This window comes from Tropicibacter oceani, from assembly GCF_029958925.1.
GTDB lineage: Bacteria > Pseudomonadota > Alphaproteobacteria > Rhodobacterales > Rhodobacteraceae > Pacificoceanicola > Pacificoceanicola oceani.
The window spans coordinates 1,410,743-1,431,628 of the sequence record NZ_CP124616.1 but is presented as its reverse complement, the minus strand read 5'-3'; the positions used below and the strand labels follow the sequence as shown (position 1 = coordinate 1,431,628).

Below are 20,886 nucleotides of genomic sequence, written 5' to 3'. Positions count from 1 at the left end.
CGGTCCCCATGGACGATCAGAACAAGAACCTCATCCTAGCCACAGCGCTCAGCTTCGCGGTCATCCTGGTATGGTTCCTCTTGTTCCCACCACCCGAACAAGCGTCCCAGGACCCCAACGCCCCCGTTGTGACACAGACCGAAGGGGCACAAGCCCCCGATGTGGCGGCTGCGCCCTCTGTGGCACCGGCCGATGCCGCGACTCCCGACGCGGGCGCGCAGGCGCCTGCCGCGGCACAGGCCGCGCGCCTGCCGCTGGACACCCCGCGCCTTGAAGGGTCGATTTCCCTGACCGGCGGCCGGATTGATGACCTGCGCCTGAAGGACTATCGCGTGTCGCTGGAAGACGACGCCGAGATCGTCCAGATGCTGCAACCGGTCGGCAACGACTCGGCCTATTACGCGCTTTATGGCTGGGCCCCCGGTGCCGGCCTTTCGCTGGACGACGTGCCCGGTGCCAACACCGAATGGTCGGTCGAAACGGGCGAAACCCTGACGGTGGACACCCCGGTAACCCTGCGTTGGGACAGCCCCGCCGGCCTGATCTTCCGCCGGACCATCTCGATCGACGAAGATTTCCTGTTCACCGTCACTCAGGCCGTCGAAAACATCAGCGCCGGTACGGTCGCCCTTGCCCCTTACGGCATTCTTGCCCGCCATGGGGAACCCGCCAACCTCAAGAACTTCTTCGTCCTGCACGAAGGCGTGGTCGGCATGGCCGATGGCAAGTTGACCGAAACCGACTATGACGACATGCCCGATTTTTCCGTCATTCCCAGCGAAGGCGCCCGCGCCGAGGTGACCCAGGTTGCCGAAAACGGCTGGATCGGCTTTACCGACCATTACTGGATGACAACCCTGATCCCGGCCCCCGGCAGTGCCTTCAAGCAGGTCGCCAAATACGACGATCGCCGCGACATCTATCAGACTGAAACCGTGCTGCCGACAATGCAACTGGCCGACGGCCAGAGCCAGCAGGTCACGACCCAGCTGTTTGCCGGCGCGAAGGAATGGGAAACCATCCGCGCCTATCAGAAGAACGGCATCGCGGGCTTTATCGACTCCATCGACTGGGGCTGGTTCTTTTTCCTGACCAAGCCGATCTTTGCCGTGCTGCACTGGCTGAACGCCATGATCGGCAACATGGGCATCGCCATCATCGGCTTGACCCTTGGGATCAAGGCGCTGCTGTTCCCGCTGGCTTACAAATCCTACGTCTCGATGGCCAAGATGAAGGAACTGCAGCCCGAGATGGAAAAGATCAAGGAGCGTACCGGCGACGATCGCCAGAAGCTCCAGCAGGAAATGATGGCGCTCTATAAAAAGGAAAAGGTGAACCCCGCAGCGGGCTGTCTGCCGATCCTGATGCAGATCCCGATCTTTTTCTCGCTCTACAAGGTGATCTTCGTCACGCTTGAATTGCGCCACGCGCCCTTTTTTGGCCCCTTCCAGGACCTCAGCGCGCCGGACCCGACCAGCCTTTGGAACTTTTACGGCCTGCTTCCCTGGGCCTCGCCCGAACCGGGCAGCATCATGGCGCTGGTCTTTATCGGCATCCTGCCGCTGCTGCTGGGCATTTCCATGTTCCTTCAGCAAAAACTGAACCCGGCCCCGACCGATCCGACGCAAAAGATGATCTTTGCCTGGATGCCTTGGGTCTTCATGTTCATGTTGGGCGGCTTTGCCTCGGGTCTGGTGGTCTACTGGATTGCCAACAACACGATCACCTTTACCCAGCAGTACCTGATCATGCGCAGCCAGGGCTACAAACCCGATTTGCTGGGCAATATCACCGGCAAAGCGGACAAGCCCGAGCCTGCGAAGAAAAAATGACGGCGCGCGTCACAGACATCTGGCGCTTTCCGATCAAGAGCCACGGACGCGAGTCCGTGGCTTCGGTCGCTCTTGAGGCCGGGAAAACCCTGCCCTGGGATCGGCTTTGGGCCGTGGCCCATGACCAATCCGATGCGGATGGCAGCGCATGGGTATCCTGCCGGAACTTTTCCATCGGGACCAAGGCCCCTGCCCTTGCGGCCATCACTGCCCGGCTGGACGAGGCGGCCGCCACGATCACCCTGTCCCACCCGCAGCGCGACGATCTAACCTTTCGCCCCGATGACGAAGGCCAAAGGCTGATCGACTGGGCGGGCGGGTTCATCCCCGAAAACCGGGCGCAATCGGCGCGCGTGGTGCGCGGCGCGGCTCAGGGCTTTTGCGACAGCGATTTTCCCAGCGTGACTCTATGCAACCTGTCCTCGCACCGGGCGGTGGAACAGCGCGTCGGTCACCCCCTGTCGCCGTTGCGCTGGCGCGCCAATTTCTGGTTCGACGGCGCCGCCCCTTGGGAAGAATTCGACTGGGTCGACCGCGACGTCCAGATCGGCGAGGCGGTGTTGCGCGTGTGCGAACGCACCGACCGCTGCCTTGCCACACACAACAATCCGGAAACCGGCCTGCGTGACGACAACGTCCTTGGCGCACTCGACACCTGGGGGCACCGCGATTTCACGGTCCGTGCACAGGTGATCCAGGGCGGCCGCGTGGCCCAAGGTGACAAGGTAATTCGACTATGACGACACTTCCCTTCCCCCTCGCGGACGAACCCGATGACCAGGCCCGCGAAACCGGACGCCTGCTGTTCGCCGGCGAGGTCGAGTTCCTCAAAGGCGTCGTCGGCATGGACGGCCTGCCCCCCGACGACCGGATCGAGGTCTGCTTTGCAGGCCGCTCGAACGTCGGGAAATCCAGCCTGATCAACGCCCTGACTGGGCGCAAGGGGATCGCCCGCGCCTCGAACACGCCGGGCCGCACGCAGGAAATCAACTTTTTCACGCTGGGCGACGAACGGTTTCTGGTCGACCTTCCGGGCTATGGCTATGCCAACGCGCCCTTGGCCGTGGTCGAGAAATGGCAACGCCTGCTGAAACAATACCTGTCGGGCCGCGCCAACCTGCGCCGCGCCTTTGTGCTGGTCGATCACCGCCACGGCGTCAAAGCCGTCGACGAGGAAATCATGACCCTGCTCGACCGCTCGGCCGTCACCTTTCAGGTCGTGCTGACCAAAGAGGACAAGGTCAAGGAAAAGGACCGCGCCGCGATCCTGACCCAGGTGCGCGAAAAGCTGTCCAAGCACCCGGCCGCCTATCCCGAAATCGTCGTGACCAGCAGCGAAAAGGGCGACGGAATCGAAACTTTGCGGGCGATCATCGCAGGACTGGCCTAGAATTCCGCTGCGGGGCGGGGCAGAGTTGCCCCAGACCTTCCCAGTGGACTGGACCATGAGAAAGCAAAGCATGAACCGTGATTGGATCGCCACCGCCCGGACCCTGTCCGAGGCGCTTCCTTATCTGCAACGTTACAGCGGGGCGATTGTCGTTGTGAAATTCGGCGGAAACGCCATGGGCGACGAAGACGCGATGGCCGAATTCGCCCGCGACATCGTGCTGATGCGTCAGGTCGGCCTGAACCCCGTGGTCGTGCACGGCGGCGGACCGATGATCAACGACCTGCTGAAACGGCTGAATATCGAATCGCGCTTTGTCCGGGGCAAGCGCGTCACCGATCAGGCCACCGTCGAGGTGGTCGAAATGGTCCTGACCGGCCTTGTGAACAAGCGCATCGTGCAGGCGATCATGGATCAGGGTGGCCGCGCCGTTGGCCTGTCCGGCAAGGACGACGACATGATGGTCTGCGAGGCCGACGATCCCGAACTGGGCTTTGTCGGGAAACCGGTTGAAATGAACGTGCAGGTGCTGCGCGACCTGTTCAACGCCGGGATCATCCCCGTCGTGGCCCCCGTCGCCACCGGCATGAACGAGAACGAAACCTTCAACGTCAACGGTGACACCGCCGCCGGGGCCATCGCGGGCGCGCTCAAGGCCGATCGCCTGCTGCTGCTGACCGATGTGCAGGGCGTCAAGAATGCCGAGGGCGAGGTTGTGACCGAACTGACCCCCGAAGAGGTTATCAAGATGACCGAGGATGGCGTGATCGCCGGTGGCATGATCCCCAAGACCGAAACCGCCCTCAAGGCCATTCAGGACGGCGTTCGCGGCGTGGTCATCATCGACGGGCGCGTGTCGAATGCCTGCTTGCTCGAACTGTTCACCGAACATGGCTCGGGCTCGCTGATCCGCTCGGCCTCTCTACCGCCGCGCAAATGACCTCAGTGACGCTGCTGGATACGCAGGCCCGCGCCATGGGCCTGCGTCTTCGCGGCGCGCTGCATCCAACCCCCGAGGACGACGCGCCAGACGGCAGCGGCACGGTGCTGCTGCTTGGCCCGGACGAGCCCGCCTTTTGGGGTCAGTTCACAACTTCTGCCGAATACCAGGACGGTCTGCCCGACCCCCTGGATCGCTGGTCAAAACGCTGTATCGGCGCGCTGGCAGACAGTTGGGGGGGAACGGCTGTGTTTCCTTCGGACGGGCCGCCCTATCCGCCCTTCATCCGCTGGGCTGAACGGTCCGGGCAGGCCTGGCCGTCGCCGGTGCAGCTGTTGGTACAGGCCGACGCAGGGTTGTTCATCAGCTACAGGGGCGCCGTCGCCCTGCCCGACCGCCTTGCGCTGCCCACGCCCGGGCAACGCCCCTGCGACGACTGCGCGACACCGTGCAGCAGCGCCTGCCCGGTGGGCGCGCTGCGCGAAGGCCAGGGCTATGACGTGCCGGCCTGCATGGCGCATCTGCGCAGCCCCCAGGGGGCGGCCTGCCGTGACGGCTGTCTTGTCCGCCGTGCCTGCCCGGTGGCGCGGGATTTTTCCCGCGATCCCCGGCAATCCGCTTTCCACATGGCCGCCTTTCTGGGAGAGTAGCGCGCATGAAACGCCTGATCCTGATGCGTCACGCCAAGTCCGACTGGTCCTTCAACCTCGAAGATCACGCACGCCCCCTGAACACGCGCGGGGTCAAGTCCGCCAAGGCGCTTGGCGACTGGCTGCGCCGCACCGGCACCCTCCCGGACGAGGTGCTGTGCTCGGACGCGGCGCGCACGCGGGAAACGCTGAAGCTGCTGGGGATCGACGCGCCAATCCGCTTTGACGCCGATCTGTATCTGGCTGAACCGGAGCGGATGCTGGACCGGTTGCGCGACGCCACCGGCGACACCGTCCTTCTGATCGCGCATAACCCCGGCATCTGCGCGCTGGCGCATGATCTGCTGGCAGCCGAGCCGGACCATGACCGGTTCGACACCTATCCCACCGGCGCGACGCTGGTGGCGCAATTCGATATCGACAGCTGGGAAACGCTAGAGCCCGGCACAGGCCGGGCTCTGGACTTCGTGATTCCGCACGATCTGATCGAAACCTGATGCAGGGCGGGGGTAGTCCCCCGCCGTTGCTTCAGTGGCCCAGGATCTGGCTCAGGAACAGCTTGGTGCGCTCGTTCTGCGGGTTGTTAAAGAACTCTTCGGGTTCGTTCTGTTCCACGATCTGGCCCTGATCCATGAAGATCACGCGGTTTGCCACCTGGCGGGCAAAGCCCATCTCGTGGGTCACGCAGAGCATGGTCATGCCCTCTTCGGCCAGCTCGACCATGGTATCCAGAACTTCCTTGATCATCTCCGGGTCCAGCGCCGAGGTCGGTTCGTCGAACAGCATGATGCGCGGGCGCATGCACAGGCTGCGCGCGATCGCCACACGCTGCTGCTGACCACCCGAAAGCTGACCGGGATATTTGTCGGCCTGTTCCGGGATCTTCACCTTTTCAAGGAAATGCATCGCGATTTCCTCGGCCTCTTTCTTGGGCGTCTTGCGCACCCAGATCGGCGCCAGCGTGCAGTTTTCCAGAATCGTCAGATGCGGGAACAGGTTGAAGTGCTGAAAGCACATGCCAACCTCGGACCGGATCTTGTCGATGTTCTTGATGTCCGAGGACAGCACCGTGCCATCGACCGTGATCTTGCCCTTCTGGTGTTCTTCAAGCGCGTTGATGCAGCGGATCAACGTCGACTTGCCGGACCCGGACGGGCCCGCGATCACGATCCGTTCGCCGCGATAGACGGTCAGGTCGATGTCGCGCAGCACGTGAAAGGTGCCGTACCACTTGTTCATGTTCTCGATGCTGATCGCGACCTCGTCGGACACCTGCATCTGGACGTTGTGCGTTTCGGGAAGAACTTCGTTCATATCTTCCACTCCTTTTCTAGCGCTACCGCTTTCGCTTCGTAAGCGCGTTATCGGTGATCGGTGGCAAGCTTACGCTCAAGCCACTGTGAGTATTGCGAAATGCCGTAGCAGACCGGGAAGAACATCAGGATCGCGAAACCCCAGAGCTCCCAATACACGCCGTTCCATTCGGTCGATGCCAGGATCGGCCCGCGGATCATCCCCACAAGGTCGAACATCGAAATGACCGATACCAGCGTGGTGTCCTTGAACAGGCCCACGGCGACGTTGACGATCCCGGGGATCGAGATCTTCAGCGCCTGCGGCATGATGATCAGGCGCATTGATTGCGCATAGTCCAGCCCCAGACTGTCCGCCGCCTCGTACTGCCCCTTGGGCAAGGCAGCCAGACCGCCCCGGATCACCTCGGCGATATAGGCCGAGCTGAACATGGTGATCATGATGATCACCCGCAGGATCAGGTCAAAGTTGCTGCCCGGCGGCAGGAAGTAAGCCAGAACCACGTTCGCCACGAACAGCAAGGTGATCAGCGGCACGCCGCGGATGAACTCGATGAAGACGACGCAGATCCACTTGATGATCGGCATGTGCGACTGACGCCCCAGCGCCAGCAGGATACCGATGGGCAGCGACAGCGATACGCAGACCGTGCCAAGGATAAAGTTCAGCATGAACCCACCCATGTCGCGGCTTGGCACAGGCTCCAGCGCCAGCAAACCGGACATGGCCCCCGACAGAAAGCCCCCGATGAACCAGACGACAAAGGCGGCGACGACGGCGGCGCCCAGCGCCCCGGCAAAGCTTTGTGCCTCTACCTTCTTGAACACCGCGTAGGCGGCGATGAACCCGACCAGCGCCACGATCGGCGTCAGGATCGTGCCACCCCAGATCAGCCAGAAGGCCAGAAAGGGATACAGCGCGGTAAAGAACAGCACCTTCTTCGGCACATACATCGCGAACAGCAGCGGGGCCGCCGCGACGAACAAAAGGACAAAGGCCAGCGTCGGACGCCAGTATTGATCGGGCGGGTATTTGAACCCGAACAACAGCTGGTTCCAGCGCTCCGTCAGGACCGAAAAACAGCCCCCCGCCGCGCCGTCCAGCACTTCGCGGCATTCCGCCAGCGACGAGGTCGTCCAGACCCCGCCCAGGAACCACGGAAGGAAGCCGGCAAGGATCTTGTAGATCAGAAACAGCGCGACCACGGTCAGGATCGCGTTGAACCAATCCGGGAACAGGTTGGCGCGCACCCATTTGACCGCCCCGGCCTCGGACGTGGGCGGCGCCTGTTCCGGCAGCATGGTGTCGCGGACGAAGGCGACGGTTTGTGCATGTGTGTCACTCATGTCAGCGCTCCTTCAGCTTCACGGCATTGTTGTAGACGTTCATGATGCCCGAAATCGCCAGGCTGATCGTCAGGTAGAACAACATCAGCAGCAGCACGCATTCGATGGCGCGCCCCGTCTGGTTCAGGGTGATCCCGCCCAAGGTGCCGGTCAGATCCATATAGCCCACGGCGATGGCCAGCGACGAATTCTTGGTCAGGTTCAGGTACTGTGAAATCAGCGGCGGAATGATGACCCGCAGCGCCTGCGGCAGGATCACCAGGTTCATGATCCGGTTCGGGCGCAAACCCAGCGACGCGGCCGCTTCGGTCTGGCCCTTGCTGATCGCCAGGATACCGGCACGGACGTTCTCCGCGATGAAGGCGGCGGTATAGATCGACAGCGCAAAGGTCAGCGCAATCAACGAGTTCCGCGCAAAGATCCCGCCCTGAAAGTTGAAGCCTTTCAGTTCCGGGTATTCCAGCGTGATCGGCTGACCGGCCAGAAAGAACACAAGGATCGTGGGAACAAGGAACATCGCGATCGACGGCCAGAAGGTCGGCAGCATCTGCCCCTTCTGGAACAGCATCTTGCGGGCATGCGCCCGGTACAGGAAGATCCCGATGATCGACAGGACAAAGGCCGCGATCACGATGGCAGACCCATCACCAAAGATCGGCTTTGGCGAATAAAAGCCGCGTCCGGTAAAGGCAAAGGAATCCAGGACCATGCTTGCGGTGGCGTTGTCTCCGCGGAAATCGCGCGGCTGCGGCAGGATCGCGACAAAGACCTGCATGACGATCAGGATCCAGATCAGCACCGGCACGTTGCGGAAAATCTCGACGTAGATGGCCATCAGCTTGCTGATCAGCCAGTTCTTGGACAGGCGCAGCACCCCGACGATCACGCCGATTACCGTGGCCATGACACAGCCCAGCACCGCGACCAGCAGCGTGTTCAGAACCCCGACCACGGCGGCGCGCATGTGGGTCGACTGGCTGTCATATTCGATCAAGCGCTGGTTGATGTCGTAACCGGCAGGCTTGCCAAGGAAATCGTAACTGATGTTCAGACCGGCCGCGGCCAGGTTCCGCACAAGGTTCAAGCCCAGATAGGACATCAAGGCGATCAGGCACAAAAGCGCGATGAACTGGAAGGTGTAGGATCGGTAGCGCGTGTCGTTGATCAGCTGCGATAGCCGGAACGACTCGACCGGAGGGTCGGTGAGCGTCGACATATGATCATCCCTGTTGTGTCCGCAATTATCAAGGCTGACGGTTTGCCCGTTCTGAGTGCCACGGCGGAATTCTTGTTGTTGGAAATCGGAGAAAGGGCGCGGGTTGACCGCGCCCTTTCCATTGATGGATTTAACGGAACGGCGGGGTGTAAAGCAGACCGCCGTTGGTCCACAGCGCGTTCAGACCGCGCGACAGGCCGATCGGGGTGTTCTCGCCGATGTTCTTTTCGAACAGCTCGCCATAGTTGCCGCCGGCCGAAATGGCACGAACGGCCCAGTCGGCGTCAAGACCCAGCATGCCACCAAGGTTGTCCTCGGTGCCCAGAAGACGGTTGATCTCCGGGTTCTCGGTGCCGGCCTTCAGCTCTTCGATGTTGGCCGAGGTCACGCCCAGCTCTTCGGCTGCGATCAGCGCGTTCAGGGTCCAGCGGGTGATATCCGCCCACTCGTTGTCGCCGTGGCGAACCAGCGGACCCAGCGGCTCTTTCGAGATGATTTCGGGCAGAACGACGTGGTCGCCCGGGTTCTCGAATGCGGCGCGGGTTGCGGCCAGGCCGGATGCGTCCGTGGTGTAGACGTCACAGGCGCCTTCCAGGTACAGCGGCTGCGCTTCTGCGTTGGTTTCGATCGGAACCGGCTCGTAGCTGATGTTGTTGGCGCGGAAGAAGTCCGCGAGGTTCAGCTCGGTGGTGGTGCCGGTCTGGATACAAACGGTTGCGCCGTCAAGTTCCTTGGCCGAGCTGACGCCCAGTGCCTTGGGAACCATGAAGCCCTGACCATCGTAGTAGTTGATACCGATGAATTCGAACTTCAGGTCGACATCGCGCGAGAAGGTCCAGGTGGTGTTACGTGCCAGCAGGTCGATTTCACCCGAGGCCAGCGCGGTAAAACGCGTCTTGCCGGTGGTCGGCACGAATTCCACTGCGGTCGGGTCGCCAAGCACGGCGGCCGCGACGGCACGGCAGACGCCGACGTCAAAGCCATCCCAATTGCCATTCGCGTCCGGCGCAGCAAAGCCGACCAGACCAGTGGTGACACCGCAGTTCAACTTGCCACGTGCTTTCACATCGTCCAGCGTGCCGGCGGATGCCACGGTGGCCGCCATGCCAGCAACGGTCAGCGCGCCAAGGATCACGGTTCTTTTCATGTTTACCTCTTCCTGTTTTCCCCGCCTCAAGGGCGGTTTTGGGGTTCCCGCCATGCGGGCTATCATAAGCAAAGGAGGGGCATACCCCTCCAATGATCAAGAGTTTGGGCGGATTCCGGCCAAAACGTCAAGGCAAGATGCCGTGTAAACAGGCACTGCAGGCCCGGTTGCCCAAAGGTAAACCGGGTTGTTTGCGCCTTGCGCAACCCGGGCGTCAGCCCACCAGTCGGAAAAAGCGCGATGCGTGCAGGAATTCACCGCGTTTGTGGACGGCCAGCGCGGTCGCCTCTTCGTCTTCGCCCCATTGTTCTTCCTGCCAGGTCTCGTCGATGCGTGACAGTTGCCAGATCTGGTCGGCGGGCAGGTGGTCATGCGCGGCGGCAAAGCCCAGCACCAGCGACCCGGTCATCGACACCAGATCGTGAAAGGCTGCCAGGGCAAAGGGGTTCAGATCGTGGACCTGGCGGGCCAGATGCGTCAGGGCCTGCGGCGCCTGCGGGGCATGGATGACACCGCTGCGCGGTTCCAGCCGCGCGCCCAGCGCCGTCTCGGCCCAGTCCAGCATGGGGTCCCAGGCCTCGATCTGGCGCTGGACCAGTTCCTGCGGATGGTCGGCGCGATAGCACAGCAGATCCGCATCGCCATAGGCGGCCAGCATGTCGGCGACCTCGGCGTGCTGCGTCGCCACCTTGTCCAGCGCGGAATTCGCGGTGCGGGTAAAGGGCATGGTCTTGGGGTTGACCTTGTCCTGCTGGGCCTGCCATTCGGCGGCGATTTCGCGCGCCAGCGCTTCGGTCGGGACAATCAGCGGCGTCTTGGCCGGGGTCTTGACCCCGCGCCCGTCCAGCAAGACGGTAAAGCCGCCCTCGACCGGGTTGATCTCAGTGTTCTGCCAAAAGCGTTTCGGGGCCCATTCGCTCATGAATTCAGTGCTCCAGTAGTTCCGTAATGGCCGTTTCCAGCGCGGCGGCGTCCTGCACAAGGCGCTGCGCGGCCGCCAGCGATGGCGCCGGGTGATAGCCCCAGCCAACGGCGATGGCCTGCACCTGCGCGGCATGGGCCATGTCGATGTCATAAGTCGTATCGCCGATCATCACCGCGCGCTGCGCGTCAACGCCGGCCTCGCGCAATGCGGTCAGGATCATCGAAGGATGCGGTTTCGACGGGTGATCGTCCGCCACCTGCGTCGTCACGAAAAACCGGCGCAGGTCCAGGCTGTCCAGCAGCGCATCCAGACCGCGCCGCGATTTGCCGGTGGCAATGCCCAAAAGCAATTCGTCCTGCCCATGCAACCGTTCGAGCAAGGCGCGCATGCCGGGATACAGCGGCGATGCCTCGGCCCCGCCGCTTTTGCGCAGCTCGAAATAGCGTTGTTTGTAGGCTTCGACCATCTGCGCCTGCGCGGTCTCGGACTGATCCGGCGCCAGTTTGGCCATGGCCAGAGGCAGTGACAGCCCGACAATCCCCAGCACATCGCCGCGCGTCGGCGCAGCCGCGCCCACCGAGGTAAAGGCCGACGCCATCGAGGCCAGGATATCGCCCTGGCTGTCGACCAGCGTGCCGTCGACGTCAAAGAGGACCAGCTTCAACGCGCTCATTGCAGCGACTCGAACGGATCATCCGCGGCAAAGCTTTCCTCCCAGCCCAGCGTTTCCCAGCTATGGGCCATGTGTTCCGGCAGCGGTGCCTTGACGGTGATCATCTTGTGGGTGACCGGGTGCTCGAAGGTCATCGACCGCGCGTGCAGGTGCAGCTTCTTGGAAATCACCCCGCCCAGTTGCGCGCCCCAGCCATCGCCCAGATTTTCCTGCCCGGACCCGCCGTATTTTCCATCACCAATGATCGGATGCCCGATCTCGGCCATATGCACGCGCAACTGGTGTGTGCGCCCGGTCAGCGGCTCCAGTGCGACCCAGGCGGCGCGGCTGGCCACCCGGTAAAGCGTGGCATAGAGCGAATGGGCGCGCTTGGCCCCCGGCGTCGCGTTCATGTCGCGCGGGTGCACGGCGATCATCTTTTCGCCCTCGCCCTTGTGACCATGACCCGCCGCCTTGACCAGGCCAAAGCGGATCTCGCCCAGATAGGGCGTTGGCACGCCCGCAACCAGCGCCCAGTAGATCTTGCGCGTTTCGCGGTGGCGCAGCGCGGCAGTCAGGCCCCGCGCCGCCTCGCGCGTGCGCGCCAGCAGCAAGACGCCGGATGTGTCCTTGTCCAGCCGATGCACCAGCTTGGGCTTGTCCTCAAGCCCGAACCGCAGCGCCTCGGCCAGCCCGTCGACGTGCTTGGTCTGTTTGCTGCCACCTTGGGTCGGCAGGCCCGGCGGCTTGTTCAGGGCGATCACGTGGTCGTCCTTGTAGATCACGCAGGCGCGGATCATCTCGGCGTCGGCCGGGCTGATCCTGGCGTCGGACTTGGGCTTGGCGGCCTGTTCGGCGGCGATTTCATCTGCATCGGGCAGCGGCGGGATGCGCACCTGTTGCCCGACCTCAAGCCGGGTCGCCGGTTTCACCCGCCCGCCGTCGACGCGCAATTCGCCCTTGCGGCACATCTTTTCGATGCGGCCCTGCGACAGATGCGGGAACATCCGTTTCAGCCAACGGTCAAGCCGCTGATCCCCGTCCCCGGGGCCGACGATGATGGTCTGAACGCGGCTCATGTGGCGATACTCCGGGCGATGAAAAGGCCGGCAAACAGCGCGGCGATGGACAGGATGACCGACCCGGCGACATAGCCCCCGGCGGCAGCGATCTCGCCGCGCTCGTACAGGGTGACGGCGTCCAGCGAGAAGGCGGAAAAGGTGGTAAAGCCGCCCAGCAGCCCGGTCATCAAAAGCGGGGCAAAGCGGTTGCCGCCCAGATGGGCCAGCAGCACGACCAACACGCCCATGGCAAAGGACCCGGCGATATTGACGATCAGCGTACCCCAGGGAAACCCCTTGCCCAGGAGACGGGCAGCGGTCAGCCCGGTCAGATAACGGGCGCTGGCGCCAAGGGCGCCGCCAAGGGCAACTTGAATCAGGGGTGTCATGGCGCTGCTGTCGCGCGTGTGACCCCTGTTGTCAAGTTTTCGCGCCTTTGCCGACGTTTCGTTCCCGCCGGAGCCGGGCAAAGTAATCGACCCGTTTGCGCAAATCCCGCTCGAACCCGCGTTCAACCGGATCATACCAGGCCTCGCGCGGCATATCGTCGGGGAAATAGTCCTGCCCCGAAAAGCCATCCTTGGCGTCGTGGTCATAGGCATAGCCCGCGCCGTACCCCTGATCCTTCATCAGCGATGTCGGCGCGTTCAGGATATGTTTCGGCGGCATCAGGCTGCCGGTGCGTTTCGCCGCCGCGCGCGCCGCCTTGTAGGCGACATAGGTGGCGTTCGATTTCGGCGCCAGCGCAACGTAGATCAGCGCCTGCGCGATGGCCAATTCGCCCTCGGGGCTGCCAAGGCGTTCATAGGTTTCCCAACTTTGCAGGCAGACGGCCTGCGCTTGCGGGTCGGCAAGGCCGATGTCCTCGACCGCCATGCGGGTGATGCGCCGGGCCAGAAACCGCGGGTCTTCGCCTGCCTCCAGCATCCGCGCATACCAGTACAGCGCCGCGTCCGGATCGGACCCGCGCACCGATTTGTGCAGGGCCGAAATCAGGTTGTAGTGGCCATCGCCGCCCTTGTCGTATTGCGCCGCGCGCTTCATCAGCCGGGTTTTCAGCGTGTCGGTGGTCAGCTTGTCCGTAACGCGCCACGACATGACCTGCTCGACAAGGTTCAGCAGCGCCCGCCCGTCGCCATCGGCCATTTCCAGCAGCGCCTCGCGCGCGGGGCCATCCAGCGGCAGGGCGCGGCCCAACTCCTGTTCGGCGCGCTGCACCAGAAGTTCGAGATCCGCCAGCGACAGCCGTTCCAGTACCAGCACCTGCGAGCGCGACAAAAGCGCCGCGTTCAGCTCAAAACTGGGGTTTTCCGTGGTCGCCCCCACCAGCAGGATCGTCCCGTCCTCCATATGCGGCAGGAACCCGTCCTGCTGCGCCTTGTTGAAACGATGGATTTCGTCGACGAACAGCAACGTGCCCTTGCCCTGGCGGCGACGCAGCTTGGCGGCCTCGAACACCTTGCGCAGGTCGGGCACCCCGGTGAAAATCGCGCTGATCTGGACAAAATGCAGGTCGGTTTCATCCGCCAGCAGCCGCGCGATGGTGGTCTTGCCCACCCCCGGCGGCCCCCAGAAAATGATCGAGCCCAAGGTTCCCGCCGCCAGCATCACACCCAGCGGCGCCTCGGGGCCCAGCACCTGCTGCTGGCCGATCACATCCGCCAGCGCGCGCGGCCGCAGCCTGTCGGCCAGGGGGCGCGGGCCGGTGTCAGGCGCGCCCGGGGCGCTGTCGAACAGATCAGCCAAGGGTCACAGCCGGAACCGCAGCACAAGGCGACGATTGCCGCGCTGCGCTTCGATCTGGATGTTCGGCGCGGCGCGGCGCAAAATCGCGTCAACCTCGGTCGGATCATCGACCGCCGCACCGTCGATCGCCTGCAGGATGTCGCCCGCCTGCAACCCGACACGCGCGCCAAAGGGGCCCGGGTTCAGCACCACGATGCCCTCATCCGGCAGGCCCGGCAGGCCCAGTTCGGCGCTGACCGCCGGGTTGACCCGCGCAAGGGCCAGCCCCGGCAGAATGCCGCGTTCGCCGATCACGGTGCGCTGCGCGGGCGGCTCATCCGGGGGGGCGATCATCGGCACATCGGCGCTGCGCTCTTGTCCGGCGCGGACATAGGTGATCTGCGCCGTCTCTCCGATCCCGCGCACGGACATGCGGAAAATCATCTCGGGCGGGGTGTTCACCGGTTGCCCGTCCACCCCCAGAACCACATCCCCCACTTCAAGCCCCGCCAGGGCAAAGGGACTGGCCGGATGAAGGTCCACGATGGCGATCCCGCCCGGCACGCCCAGACCCAGGCTTTCGGACAGGTCCGCATCCACCGGCTGACCGGTCATCCCGGCCCAGGGCCGCTGAAACGCGGTTTGCCCGTCCCGCGCCTGCTGCACGAATTGCTGCACCAGCGCAGAAGGGATCGCAAAGCCGATGCCGTTCGACCCGCCCGAGCGAGTCAGGATCGAGGTGTTCACCCCGACCAATTGCCCCGCCACGTCAATCAGCGCCCCGCCCGAGTTGCCGGGATTGATCGGCGCATCGGTCTGGATGAAATAGCCGCGCCCGTTGCCCGTGGCCGTGCCGGTGCGCGCAAGGCCCGACACGATACCGCTTGATACTGTCTGGCCGACGCCAAAGGGATTGCCGATGGCCAGCACCAGCTCGCCGACTTCGACGGTATCGCTGTCGCGCAAGCCCAGATAGGGCATGTCCTTGGCCCCCTGCAACTGCAGGATCGCAAGGTCCGATTCTTCGTCGGCCAACAACACCTGCGCATCGAATTCGCGGCGGTCGTTCAGAACCACGCGGATCTCGGTCGCCTGCCCCACCACGTGATAGTTGGACACGACAAAGCCGTCCTCGGACAGGATCACCCCCGAGCCCAGCGAATTCTGCACCCTTGGACGCGTATCGAAATCGCGAAACAACCGCCCGAACAAAGGATCGCCCGCAAAGGGGCTGCGGGCCTGCTGAACGACGCGGCGGGCATAGATGTTCACCACCGCCGGGGCGGCCTGTTTCACCAGGGGCGCAAACGACAGGCTGATCTCAGCCGGGCTGGTGGGAACGCGGGTCTCTGCCTGCAGGGCGCTGCCTGCAAGAACCGCAAGCGTCAAAGCGAGGATGATCTGCCTGAACATGGGAATCCCGGGTTGTTGGCGGTCCCCTTGATATGCGGGGCGGTGCAAGTGATTGCAAGTCTGCGCGCGCCTGCGCCTATGGCACAACGAAAAACCCCCGCCACGATGGACGGGGGGTTCGAAAAATCCGGGGTGGCCGGGATCAGTCTTCGGCGACTTCCGCCACTTCGGCGCGGGCCTTGTCGGCGGCGCCTTTGGCGTCGACGTCGCGGTCGACCAGTTCGATGATCGCCATGGGCGCCATGTCACCATAACGGAAACCAGCTTTCAGAACGCGGCAGTAACCGCCCGAACGCTCGGCATAACGCGGGCCGAGGATTTCGAACAGCTTGGCGACGTCCTTGTCTTCTTTCAGCTGAGCAGCGGCCTGACGGCGGGCGTGGATGTCGCCGCGCTTGCCCAGGGTGATCAGCTTGTCGATGACGCGCTTGAGTTCCTTGGCTTTCGGCAGGGTCGTCTTGATCTGCTCGTGCTCGATGAGCGAGCCGGCCATGTTCGAGAAAAGCGCCTTGCGGTGCTCATGGGTGCGGTTGAGGCGGCGATAGCCTTTTGCGTGACGCATGTGTCTTACTCCTAATTGCCCTCTACGGGCGGTTTTGCTTTGTCTGACCGGCGATGCGTGTCACCGGCTCTCCTTGGGGCTTATGCCCATCGTGCGGTAGGGCGGGCCGAAACCCGCCCTTCCAAATCAGAACGAATCTTCCAGCTTCTTGGCCAGGTCTTCGATGTTGTCGGGCGGCCAATCCTCGACGTCCATGCCAAGGTGCAGCCCCATACCCGACAGCACTTCCTTGATCTCGTTCAAGGACTTGCGGCCAAAGTTCGGGGTGCGCAGCATTTCTGCTTCGGTCTTCTGGATCAGATCGCCAATGTAAACGATGTTGTCGTTCTTCAGGCAGTTTGCCGAACGCACGGACAGTTCCAGTTCGTCCACTTTCTTCAGCAGAAGCGGGTTGAACTCGAGACCATCGTCGTCGTCCTGACGCGAAGCCGATTCCGGCTCGTCAAAGTTGACGAAGATCGACAGCTGGTCCTGCAGGATGCGGGCCGCATAGGCGATCGCGTCCTCGGGGGTGACCGAACCGTCGGTTTCGATCTTCAGGGTCAGCTTGTCATAGTCCAGCACCTGGCCCTCGCGGGTGGGCTGCACGTCATAGGCGACCTTTTTGACCGGCGAATAGATCGCGTCGATCGGGATCAGACCGATGGGCGCGTCTTCCGGCTTGTTCTTGTCCGCAGAGACATAGCCCTTGCCGGTGTTGACCGTCAGTTCCATGTAAACCTCTGCGCCCTCGTCCACGTGACAGATCACGTGATCGCGGTTCAGGATTTCGATGCCAGCGGATTCGCTGATGTCGCCAGCGGTCACGACACCGGGGCCCTTTGCCGAAATCGACAGGCGCTTGGGGCCTTCGACTTCCATGCGCAGGCTGACGCCCTTGAGGTTCAGAACGATGTCGGTGACGTCTTCACGCACACCGGCCACGCTCGAAAACTCGTGCAGGACGTTGTCGATCTGGACGCTGGTGATGGCTGCGCCCTGAAGCGAGGACAGCAGCACACGACGCAGGGCGTTGCCCATGGTCAGACCAAAGCCGCGCTCGAGCGGTTCGGCAACAACGGTGGCCTTGCGGGCCGGGTCATTGCCCGGCTTGATGTCAAGCGCGGTCGGCTTGATCAGTTCGGCCCAATTCTTGTGGATCATGCGGTCCCTCCATGCTTGTCCATGCCCCATGTCCGTAAGGCGCAGACTCCCGAGGTTTCAAAAAGACGTCAACGAGGCCGGACAGAATGCCCGGCCCCGCGTAACAGTAGTCAGATCAGACGCGGCGGCGCTTCGGCGGACGGCAGCCGTTGTGCGCCATCGGGGTCACATCACGGATCGAGGTGATGTTGAAACCGGCAGCAGCCAGAGCGCGCAGTGCGGATTCACGACCCGAACCGGGGCCCTGAACTTCCACTTCCAGCGTCTTGACGCCGTGTTCCTGGGCTTTCTTGCCTGCATCCTCGGCGGCCAGCTGGGCGGCGTAGGGGGTCGATTTGCGCGAACCCTTGAAGCCCATGGTGCCGGCGGACGACCATGCAATTGCGTTGCCCTGAACGTCAGAGATCAGGATCTTGGTGTTGTTGAAGGTCGAGTTCACATGAGCAACGCCAGCGGCGATGTTCTTGGAGACCTTTTTCTTAGCGCGACGAGTATCACGTGCCATTGGTCAGACCCTCCCTTATTTCTTCTTACCGGCAATGGCCTTTGCGGGGCCTTTGCGGGTACGAGCGTTGGTGTGGGTCCGCTGACCGCGGACGGGCAGGTTGCGACGGTGGCGCAGGCCACGATAGCAGCCAAGGTCCATCAGGCGCTTGATGTTCATCTGAACTTCGCGGCGCAGGTCACCTTCGACGGTGAAGTTTGCGTCGATGTGTTCGCGGATGGCCAGAACTTCGGCGTCGGACAGCTCGTTCACACGACGCGACAGGTCGATGTTCACGGCTTCGCAGATCTGCTGGGCAGATGCGGGGCCAATGCCAGTGATATAGGTGAGTGCGATCGGCACCCGCTTATGGGTCGGGATGTTAACGCCGGCAATACGTGCCACGTGTCATATTCCTTTTCGTTGCGAGCCCGTGATACCAGGCCCTTTTTTCACAACATGAGGCCCGAGGCATTTTTTGCCGCCGGGCCAAAGCTGATCAGGTGGTCGGTCAGCAGGGTGCGACCCGGCCAACGTCGATGATTCTCGGTCAGAGATAGGGGTGGGTAGGGGCATTTCAGCGGGAGGTCAAGCCCCCCTGCCTAGCCTTCGCACAGGTGGTAGGTTTCCGGCTCACCGCCGCTGCCGTGATAGACCGAAATCTGCCCGGTTTCAAACTCGCTCCAGCGGATCACAAAGACATCAGGGAACAGCGCGCCCGGCTCTTCGCAATAGCCCGCGCTGATGTGTTCCTGGAAACTGGTCCAGTCCGGCAGCGGCAGCGGATCGGCGATTTCGCAGTGATATTCGATGGCCCAGAACCCGGTGCCGTCAAAACTCATGCCGGCCTCGTTGCGGGCCATGTCGTCCATCGCGCACATCGCGGGATCGGTGACGAAACTGTAAGGGGTCTGCGCCAGTGCCGCGCCGGGCAGCAGGAAAAGGGCCATCAGGGGAATACGGATCATGCAAAGCCTCATCGGTTGAATACCGACCAGCCTACACGAAAAAGGCCGCGATGACGCGGCCTTTTGTGGATGCCTGTTCCGGTCCCGGATCAGCTGTCGAGCAGACCAGCCACACTGGCCTTCACGGCACCGATTTCACCCATGCCGTCGGTGCGGGCATACAGGCCCTTGGCATAGTAGTACCCCACCAGCGGCGAAGTCATCTTGTAATAGGCCATCAGGCGGGTGCGCAGGCTGTCTTCGTTGTCGTCGGCGCGGCGCTTGAACTCGGCCTTTTCCCGGCAGGAGGTGCAGACCCCATCGGCTGGGATCGGCTTGGTGTTGTCGTTATAGACCTCACCGCAGTTGCCACAGGTGGATCGGGCGGTGATGCGGGCGACCAGCGCCTCGTCATCGACACGCAGTTCGATCACCTTGTCCAGCGTGTGGCCCATTTCGGCCAGCAATTCGCCCAGGGCATCCGCCTGCTTCAGCGTGCGCGGGAAACCGTCAAAGATGAACCCGTTCGCCTTGGTGGTTTCCAGCTTTTCGCGGATCAGGCCAATGACGATCTCGTCTGTGACCAGCTCGCCGCGCGCCATGACATCGGCAACCAATTTGCCCATCTCGGTGCCGCTGTCCTTGGCCTCGCGCAGCATGTCGCCGGTGGACAGCTGGACCATGCCCCGCTCTTCGACCAGAATCCGTGCCTGAGTGCCTTTGCCCGCGCCCGGCGGTCCAAGAAGAATGATGTTCATCGCCGTGCGGGCCCCTTTTTCTTGCGAGCCTTACCCTTACCGCGCAGTTGCGATTTCTGAATAAGACCTTCGTACTGGTGCGCCAGAAGATGGCTTTGAACCTGCTGGATCGTATCCATCGTCACCGACACGACAATCAGGACCGAGGTGCCGCCAAAATAGAACGGGATGGCGAACTGACCGCGCAGGATTTCCGGCAGCAGACAGACCGCCGCCAGATAGGCCGAGCCCAGAACCAGCACGCGGTTGACCACGTATTCCAGATAGGCGGCGGTGTTCTTGCCCGGACGGATGCCGGGAACAAAGCCGTTCTGATTCTTCAGGTTGTCCGCCACGTCATCGGGTTTGAACGACACGTTGAAGGTGTAGAAATAGGCAAAGAACACGATCATCGCGGCAAAGAACAGCAGGTACAGCGGCTGGCCGGGGCCAAAGTAGGCCAGAATCGTCGACATGATCGGGCCCGCGTCAGACCCCGAGAAGGTCGAGATCGTGACCGGCAGCAACAGCAGCGAGCTTGCAAAGATCGCCGGGATCACGCCTGCCGGGTTCACCTTCACCGGCAGGTGGCTGTTCTGCGCCTCGGTCATCTTCATGCCGACCTGACGGCGCGGATACTGGATGGTGATCTTGCGCAGTGCGCGTTCCATGAACACCACAAAGGCGATCACGCCCACCACCATCAGCATCACACCAACGATGACGGCAGGGCTGATCGCGCCCGAACGGCCCGATTCAAAGAACTGCGCCAGCGCGGCGGGAACCTCGGCGATGATGCCGACAAAGATGATCAGCGAAATGCCGTTGCCAATGCCGCGTGCGGTGATCTGCTCACCCAGCCACATCAGGAACATGGTGCCGCCGACCAGCGTGATCACGACCGACGCGCGGAAATACCAACCCGGATCATGGGCAAGGTCGCCCGCCTCAAGGCTGGCGGCAAGACCGTAGGCCTGGAACAGCGCCAGCGCCACGGTGCCGAACCGGGTGTACTGGTTGATCTTCTTGCGGCCCTGCTCGCCCTCTTTCTTGAGTTGCTCAAGCGCGGGCACCATCGACGACAGCAGCTGCACGATGATCGAGGCCGAGATATAGGGCATGATGCCCAGGGCAAAGATGCCCATGCGCCCAAGCGCCCCGCCGGTGAACATCGACACCATGCCGCCGATCCCCTGCCCGGCCTGCTCCATGAATTCGCGCAGCGCCGCGCCGTCGATCCCCGGTACGGGAATGAAGGTGCCAAGGCGGTAAACGATCAACAGGCCAAGGGTAAAGAGGATACGGTTGCGCAGGTCGGTGGCTTTGCCTAGCGCCGACCAACTGGTGTTGGCGGCCATCTGCTCTACTGCGGATACCATGCGGGTCTCTCTTTTGAATTCAA

23 protein-coding genes are annotated in these 20,886 nt (G+C 62.9%); 6 read left to right on the top strand and 17 right to left on the bottom strand.

Going from position 1 to position 20,886, the window contains the following annotated elements; translation table 11 throughout:
• Nucleotides 1-8: 8 nt before the first annotated feature.
• Genes yidC through QF118_RS06860 form a run of 6 tightly spaced genes read left to right on the top strand, consistent with a single transcriptional unit; the run spans nucleotide 9 to nucleotide 5,309 of the window.
• The gene (gene yidC, locus QF118_RS06885; RefSeq protein ID WP_282301893.1) at nucleotides 9-1,832 is read left to right on the top strand and encodes a membrane protein insertase YidC; all 1,824 of its coding nucleotides are present in this window, start codon (nucleotides 9-11) and stop codon (nucleotides 1,830-1,832) included.
• Complete coding sequence (locus tag QF118_RS06880) at nucleotides 1,829-2,572, top strand: MOSC domain-containing protein (RefSeq protein ID WP_282301892.1); 744 nt, start codon at nucleotides 1,829-1,831, stop codon at nucleotides 2,570-2,572. Before yidC ends, QF118_RS06880 begins: the two co-directional genes overlap by 4 nt.
• Complete coding sequence (yihA, locus tag QF118_RS06875) at nucleotides 2,569-3,222, top strand: ribosome biogenesis GTP-binding protein YihA/YsxC (RefSeq protein ID WP_282301891.1); 654 nt, start codon at nucleotides 2,569-2,571, stop codon at nucleotides 3,220-3,222. Before QF118_RS06880 ends, yihA begins: the two co-directional genes overlap by 4 nt.
• Nucleotides 3,223-3,277: 55 nt before the next feature.
• Nucleotides 3,278-4,162: an acetylglutamate kinase gene (gene argB / locus QF118_RS06870; RefSeq protein WP_282301890.1), complete on the top strand. Its 885-nt coding sequence runs from the start codon at nucleotides 3,278-3,280 to the stop codon at nucleotides 4,160-4,162.
• Nucleotides 4,159-4,812, top strand: a complete 654-nt coding sequence (locus QF118_RS06865; RefSeq protein ID WP_282301889.1) for a 4Fe-4S dicluster domain-containing protein — start codon at nucleotides 4,159-4,161, stop codon at nucleotides 4,810-4,812. The genes argB and QF118_RS06865 overlap by 4 nt, the downstream gene beginning before the upstream one ends.
• 5 nt (nucleotides 4,813-4,817) lie before the next feature.
• Nucleotides 4,818-5,309, top strand: a complete 492-nt coding sequence (locus QF118_RS06860; protein ID WP_282301888.1) for a SixA phosphatase family protein — start codon at nucleotides 4,818-4,820, stop codon at nucleotides 5,307-5,309.
• A gap of 31 nt (nucleotides 5,310-5,340) precedes the next feature.
• On the opposite strand, the gene QF118_RS06855 is transcribed toward QF118_RS06860, so the two are convergent.
• The 17 genes from QF118_RS06855 to secY all read right to left on the bottom strand — a co-directional run bounded on the left by QF118_RS06855 (nucleotide 5,341) and on the right by secY (nucleotide 20,863).
• Nucleotides 5,341-6,126: an amino acid ABC transporter ATP-binding protein gene (locus tag QF118_RS06855; RefSeq protein WP_282301887.1), complete on the bottom strand. Its 786-nt coding sequence runs from the start codon at nucleotides 6,124-6,126 to the stop codon at nucleotides 5,341-5,343.
• A gap of 47 nt (nucleotides 6,127-6,173) precedes the next feature.
• Nucleotides 6,174-7,472, bottom strand: coding sequence for an amino acid ABC transporter permease (locus QF118_RS06850; RefSeq protein WP_282301886.1), 1,299 nt, complete (start codon nucleotides 7,470-7,472; stop codon nucleotides 6,174-6,176).
• Between the two features lies 1 nt (nucleotide 7,473).
• The gene (locus tag QF118_RS06845; RefSeq protein ID WP_282301885.1) at nucleotides 7,474-8,688 is read right to left on the bottom strand and encodes an amino acid ABC transporter permease; all 1,215 of its coding nucleotides are present in this window, start codon (nucleotides 8,686-8,688) and stop codon (nucleotides 7,474-7,476) included.
• A gap of 130 nt (nucleotides 8,689-8,818) precedes the next feature.
• Nucleotides 8,819-9,835 (bottom strand): amino acid ABC transporter substrate-binding protein, encoded by a 1,017-nt coding sequence (locus QF118_RS06840; protein ID WP_282301884.1) that lies wholly within the window; start codon nucleotides 9,833-9,835, stop codon nucleotides 8,819-8,821.
• Nucleotides 9,836-10,049: 214 nt separating this feature from the next.
• Complete coding sequence (locus QF118_RS06835; protein WP_282301883.1) at nucleotides 10,050-10,757, bottom strand: ATP12 family chaperone protein; 708 nt, start codon at nucleotides 10,755-10,757, stop codon at nucleotides 10,050-10,052.
• A 4-nt stretch (nucleotides 10,758-10,761) separates the two neighbouring features.
• Nucleotides 10,762-11,433 carry an HAD-IA family hydrolase gene (locus tag QF118_RS06830; protein ID WP_282301882.1) on the bottom strand — a complete coding sequence of 224 codons (672 nt, stop codon included), beginning with the start codon at nucleotides 11,431-11,433 and terminating at the stop codon, nucleotides 10,762-10,764.
• Complete coding sequence (locus QF118_RS06825) at nucleotides 11,430-12,491, bottom strand: RluA family pseudouridine synthase (RefSeq protein ID WP_282301881.1); 1,062 nt, start codon at nucleotides 12,489-12,491, stop codon at nucleotides 11,430-11,432. The genes QF118_RS06830 and QF118_RS06825 overlap by 4 nt, the downstream gene beginning before the upstream one ends.
• Nucleotides 12,488-12,862 (bottom strand): fluoride efflux transporter CrcB, encoded by a 375-nt coding sequence (gene crcB, locus QF118_RS06820; RefSeq protein ID WP_282301880.1) that lies wholly within the window; start codon nucleotides 12,860-12,862, stop codon nucleotides 12,488-12,490. The genes QF118_RS06825 and crcB overlap by 4 nt, the downstream gene beginning before the upstream one ends.
• A gap of 31 nt (nucleotides 12,863-12,893) precedes the next feature.
• The gene (locus QF118_RS06815; RefSeq protein ID WP_282301879.1) at nucleotides 12,894-14,219 is read right to left on the bottom strand and encodes a replication-associated recombination protein A; all 1,326 of its coding nucleotides are present in this window, start codon (nucleotides 14,217-14,219) and stop codon (nucleotides 12,894-12,896) included.
• A 3-nt stretch (nucleotides 14,220-14,222) separates the two neighbouring features.
• Nucleotides 14,223-15,611 (bottom strand): trypsin-like peptidase domain-containing protein, encoded by a 1,389-nt coding sequence (locus QF118_RS06810; protein ID WP_282301878.1) that lies wholly within the window; start codon nucleotides 15,609-15,611, stop codon nucleotides 14,223-14,225.
• A 142-nt stretch (nucleotides 15,612-15,753) separates the two neighbouring features.
• Nucleotides 15,754-16,173, bottom strand: coding sequence for a 50S ribosomal protein L17 (rplQ, locus tag QF118_RS06805; RefSeq protein WP_282301877.1), 420 nt, complete (start codon nucleotides 16,171-16,173; stop codon nucleotides 15,754-15,756).
• Between the two features lie 126 nt (nucleotides 16,174-16,299).
• Complete coding sequence (locus QF118_RS06800) at nucleotides 16,300-17,316, bottom strand: DNA-directed RNA polymerase subunit alpha (protein WP_282301876.1); 1,017 nt, start codon at nucleotides 17,314-17,316, stop codon at nucleotides 16,300-16,302.
• Between the two features lie 115 nt (nucleotides 17,317-17,431).
• Nucleotides 17,432-17,821: a 30S ribosomal protein S11 gene (rpsK, locus tag QF118_RS06795; RefSeq protein WP_282301875.1), complete on the bottom strand. Its 390-nt coding sequence runs from the start codon at nucleotides 17,819-17,821 to the stop codon at nucleotides 17,432-17,434.
• A 15-nt stretch (nucleotides 17,822-17,836) separates the two neighbouring features.
• Nucleotides 17,837-18,205, bottom strand: coding sequence for a 30S ribosomal protein S13 (rpsM, locus tag QF118_RS06790; protein ID WP_282301874.1), 369 nt, complete (start codon nucleotides 18,203-18,205; stop codon nucleotides 17,837-17,839).
• Between the two features lie 197 nt (nucleotides 18,206-18,402).
• Nucleotides 18,403-18,768, bottom strand: coding sequence for a hypothetical protein (locus tag QF118_RS06785; RefSeq protein ID WP_282301873.1), 366 nt, complete (start codon nucleotides 18,766-18,768; stop codon nucleotides 18,403-18,405).
• A gap of 89 nt (nucleotides 18,769-18,857) precedes the next feature.
• Nucleotides 18,858-19,505 (bottom strand): adenylate kinase, encoded by a 648-nt coding sequence (locus QF118_RS06780; protein WP_282301872.1) that lies wholly within the window; start codon nucleotides 19,503-19,505, stop codon nucleotides 18,858-18,860.
• Nucleotides 19,502-20,863 carry a preprotein translocase subunit SecY gene (gene secY / locus QF118_RS06775; protein WP_282301871.1) on the bottom strand — a complete coding sequence of 454 codons (1,362 nt, stop codon included), beginning with the start codon at nucleotides 20,861-20,863 and terminating at the stop codon, nucleotides 19,502-19,504. The genes QF118_RS06780 and secY overlap by 4 nt, the downstream gene beginning before the upstream one ends.
• Between the last annotated feature and the right edge of the window lie 23 nt (nucleotides 20,864-20,886).

What these genes read in the sequence shown, in the direction of transcription:
- yidC (WP_282301893.1), top strand. Translation starts at nt 9, where the DNA reads ATGGACGATCAGAACAAGAACCTCATCCTAGCCACAGCGCTCAGCTTC.
- QF118_RS06880 (WP_282301892.1), top strand. Translation starts at nt 1,829, where the DNA reads ATGACGGCGCGCGTCACAGACATCTGGCGCTTTCCGATCAAGAGCCAC.
- yihA (WP_282301891.1), top strand. Translation starts at nt 2,569, where the DNA reads ATGACGACACTTCCCTTCCCCCTCGCGGACGAACCCGATGACCAGGCC.
- argB (WP_282301890.1), top strand. Translation starts at nt 3,278, where the DNA reads ATGAGAAAGCAAAGCATGAACCGTGATTGGATCGCCACCGCCCGGACC.
- QF118_RS06865 (WP_282301889.1), top strand. Translation starts at nt 4,159, where the DNA reads ATGACCTCAGTGACGCTGCTGGATACGCAGGCCCGCGCCATGGGCCTG.
- QF118_RS06860 (WP_282301888.1), top strand. Translation starts at nt 4,818, where the DNA reads ATGAAACGCCTGATCCTGATGCGTCACGCCAAGTCCGACTGGTCCTTC.
- QF118_RS06855 (WP_282301887.1), bottom strand. Translation starts at nt 6,126, where the DNA reads ATGAACGAAGTTCTTCCCGAAACGCACAACGTCCAGATGCAGGTGTCC.
- QF118_RS06850 (WP_282301886.1), bottom strand. Translation starts at nt 7,472, where the DNA reads ATGAGTGACACACATGCACAAACCGTCGCCTTCGTCCGCGACACCATG.
- QF118_RS06845 (WP_282301885.1), bottom strand. Translation starts at nt 8,688, where the DNA reads ATGTCGACGCTCACCGACCCTCCGGTCGAGTCGTTCCGGCTATCGCAG.
- QF118_RS06840 (WP_282301884.1), bottom strand. Translation starts at nt 9,835, where the DNA reads ATGAAAAGAACCGTGATCCTTGGCGCGCTGACCGTTGCTGGCATGGCG.
- QF118_RS06835 (WP_282301883.1), bottom strand. Translation starts at nt 10,757, where the DNA reads ATGAGCGAATGGGCCCCGAAACGCTTTTGGCAGAACACTGAGATCAAC.
- QF118_RS06830 (WP_282301882.1), bottom strand. Translation starts at nt 11,433, where the DNA reads ATGAGCGCGTTGAAGCTGGTCCTCTTTGACGTCGACGGCACGCTGGTC.
- QF118_RS06825 (WP_282301881.1), bottom strand. Translation starts at nt 12,491, where the DNA reads ATGAGCCGCGTTCAGACCATCATCGTCGGCCCCGGGGACGGGGATCAG.
- crcB (WP_282301880.1), bottom strand. Translation starts at nt 12,862, where the DNA reads ATGACACCCCTGATTCAAGTTGCCCTTGGCGGCGCCCTTGGCGCCAGC.
- QF118_RS06810 (WP_282301878.1), bottom strand. Translation starts at nt 15,611, where the DNA reads ATGTTCAGGCAGATCATCCTCGCTTTGACGCTTGCGGTTCTTGCAGGC.
- rplQ (WP_282301877.1), bottom strand. Translation starts at nt 16,173, where the DNA reads ATGCGTCACGCAAAAGGCTATCGCCGCCTCAACCGCACCCATGAGCAC.
- QF118_RS06800 (WP_282301876.1), bottom strand. Translation starts at nt 17,316, where the DNA reads ATGATCCACAAGAATTGGGCCGAACTGATCAAGCCGACCGCGCTTGAC.
- rpsK (WP_282301875.1), bottom strand. Translation starts at nt 17,821, where the DNA reads ATGGCACGTGATACTCGTCGCGCTAAGAAAAAGGTCTCCAAGAACATC.
- QF118_RS06785 (WP_282301873.1), bottom strand. Translation starts at nt 18,768, where the DNA reads ATGATCCGTATTCCCCTGATGGCCCTTTTCCTGCTGCCCGGCGCGGCA.
- QF118_RS06780 (WP_282301872.1), bottom strand. Translation starts at nt 19,505, where the DNA reads ATGAACATCATTCTTCTTGGACCGCCGGGCGCGGGCAAAGGCACTCAG.
- secY (WP_282301871.1), bottom strand. Translation starts at nt 20,863, where the DNA reads ATGGTATCCGCAGTAGAGCAGATGGCCGCCAACACCAGTTGGTCGGCG.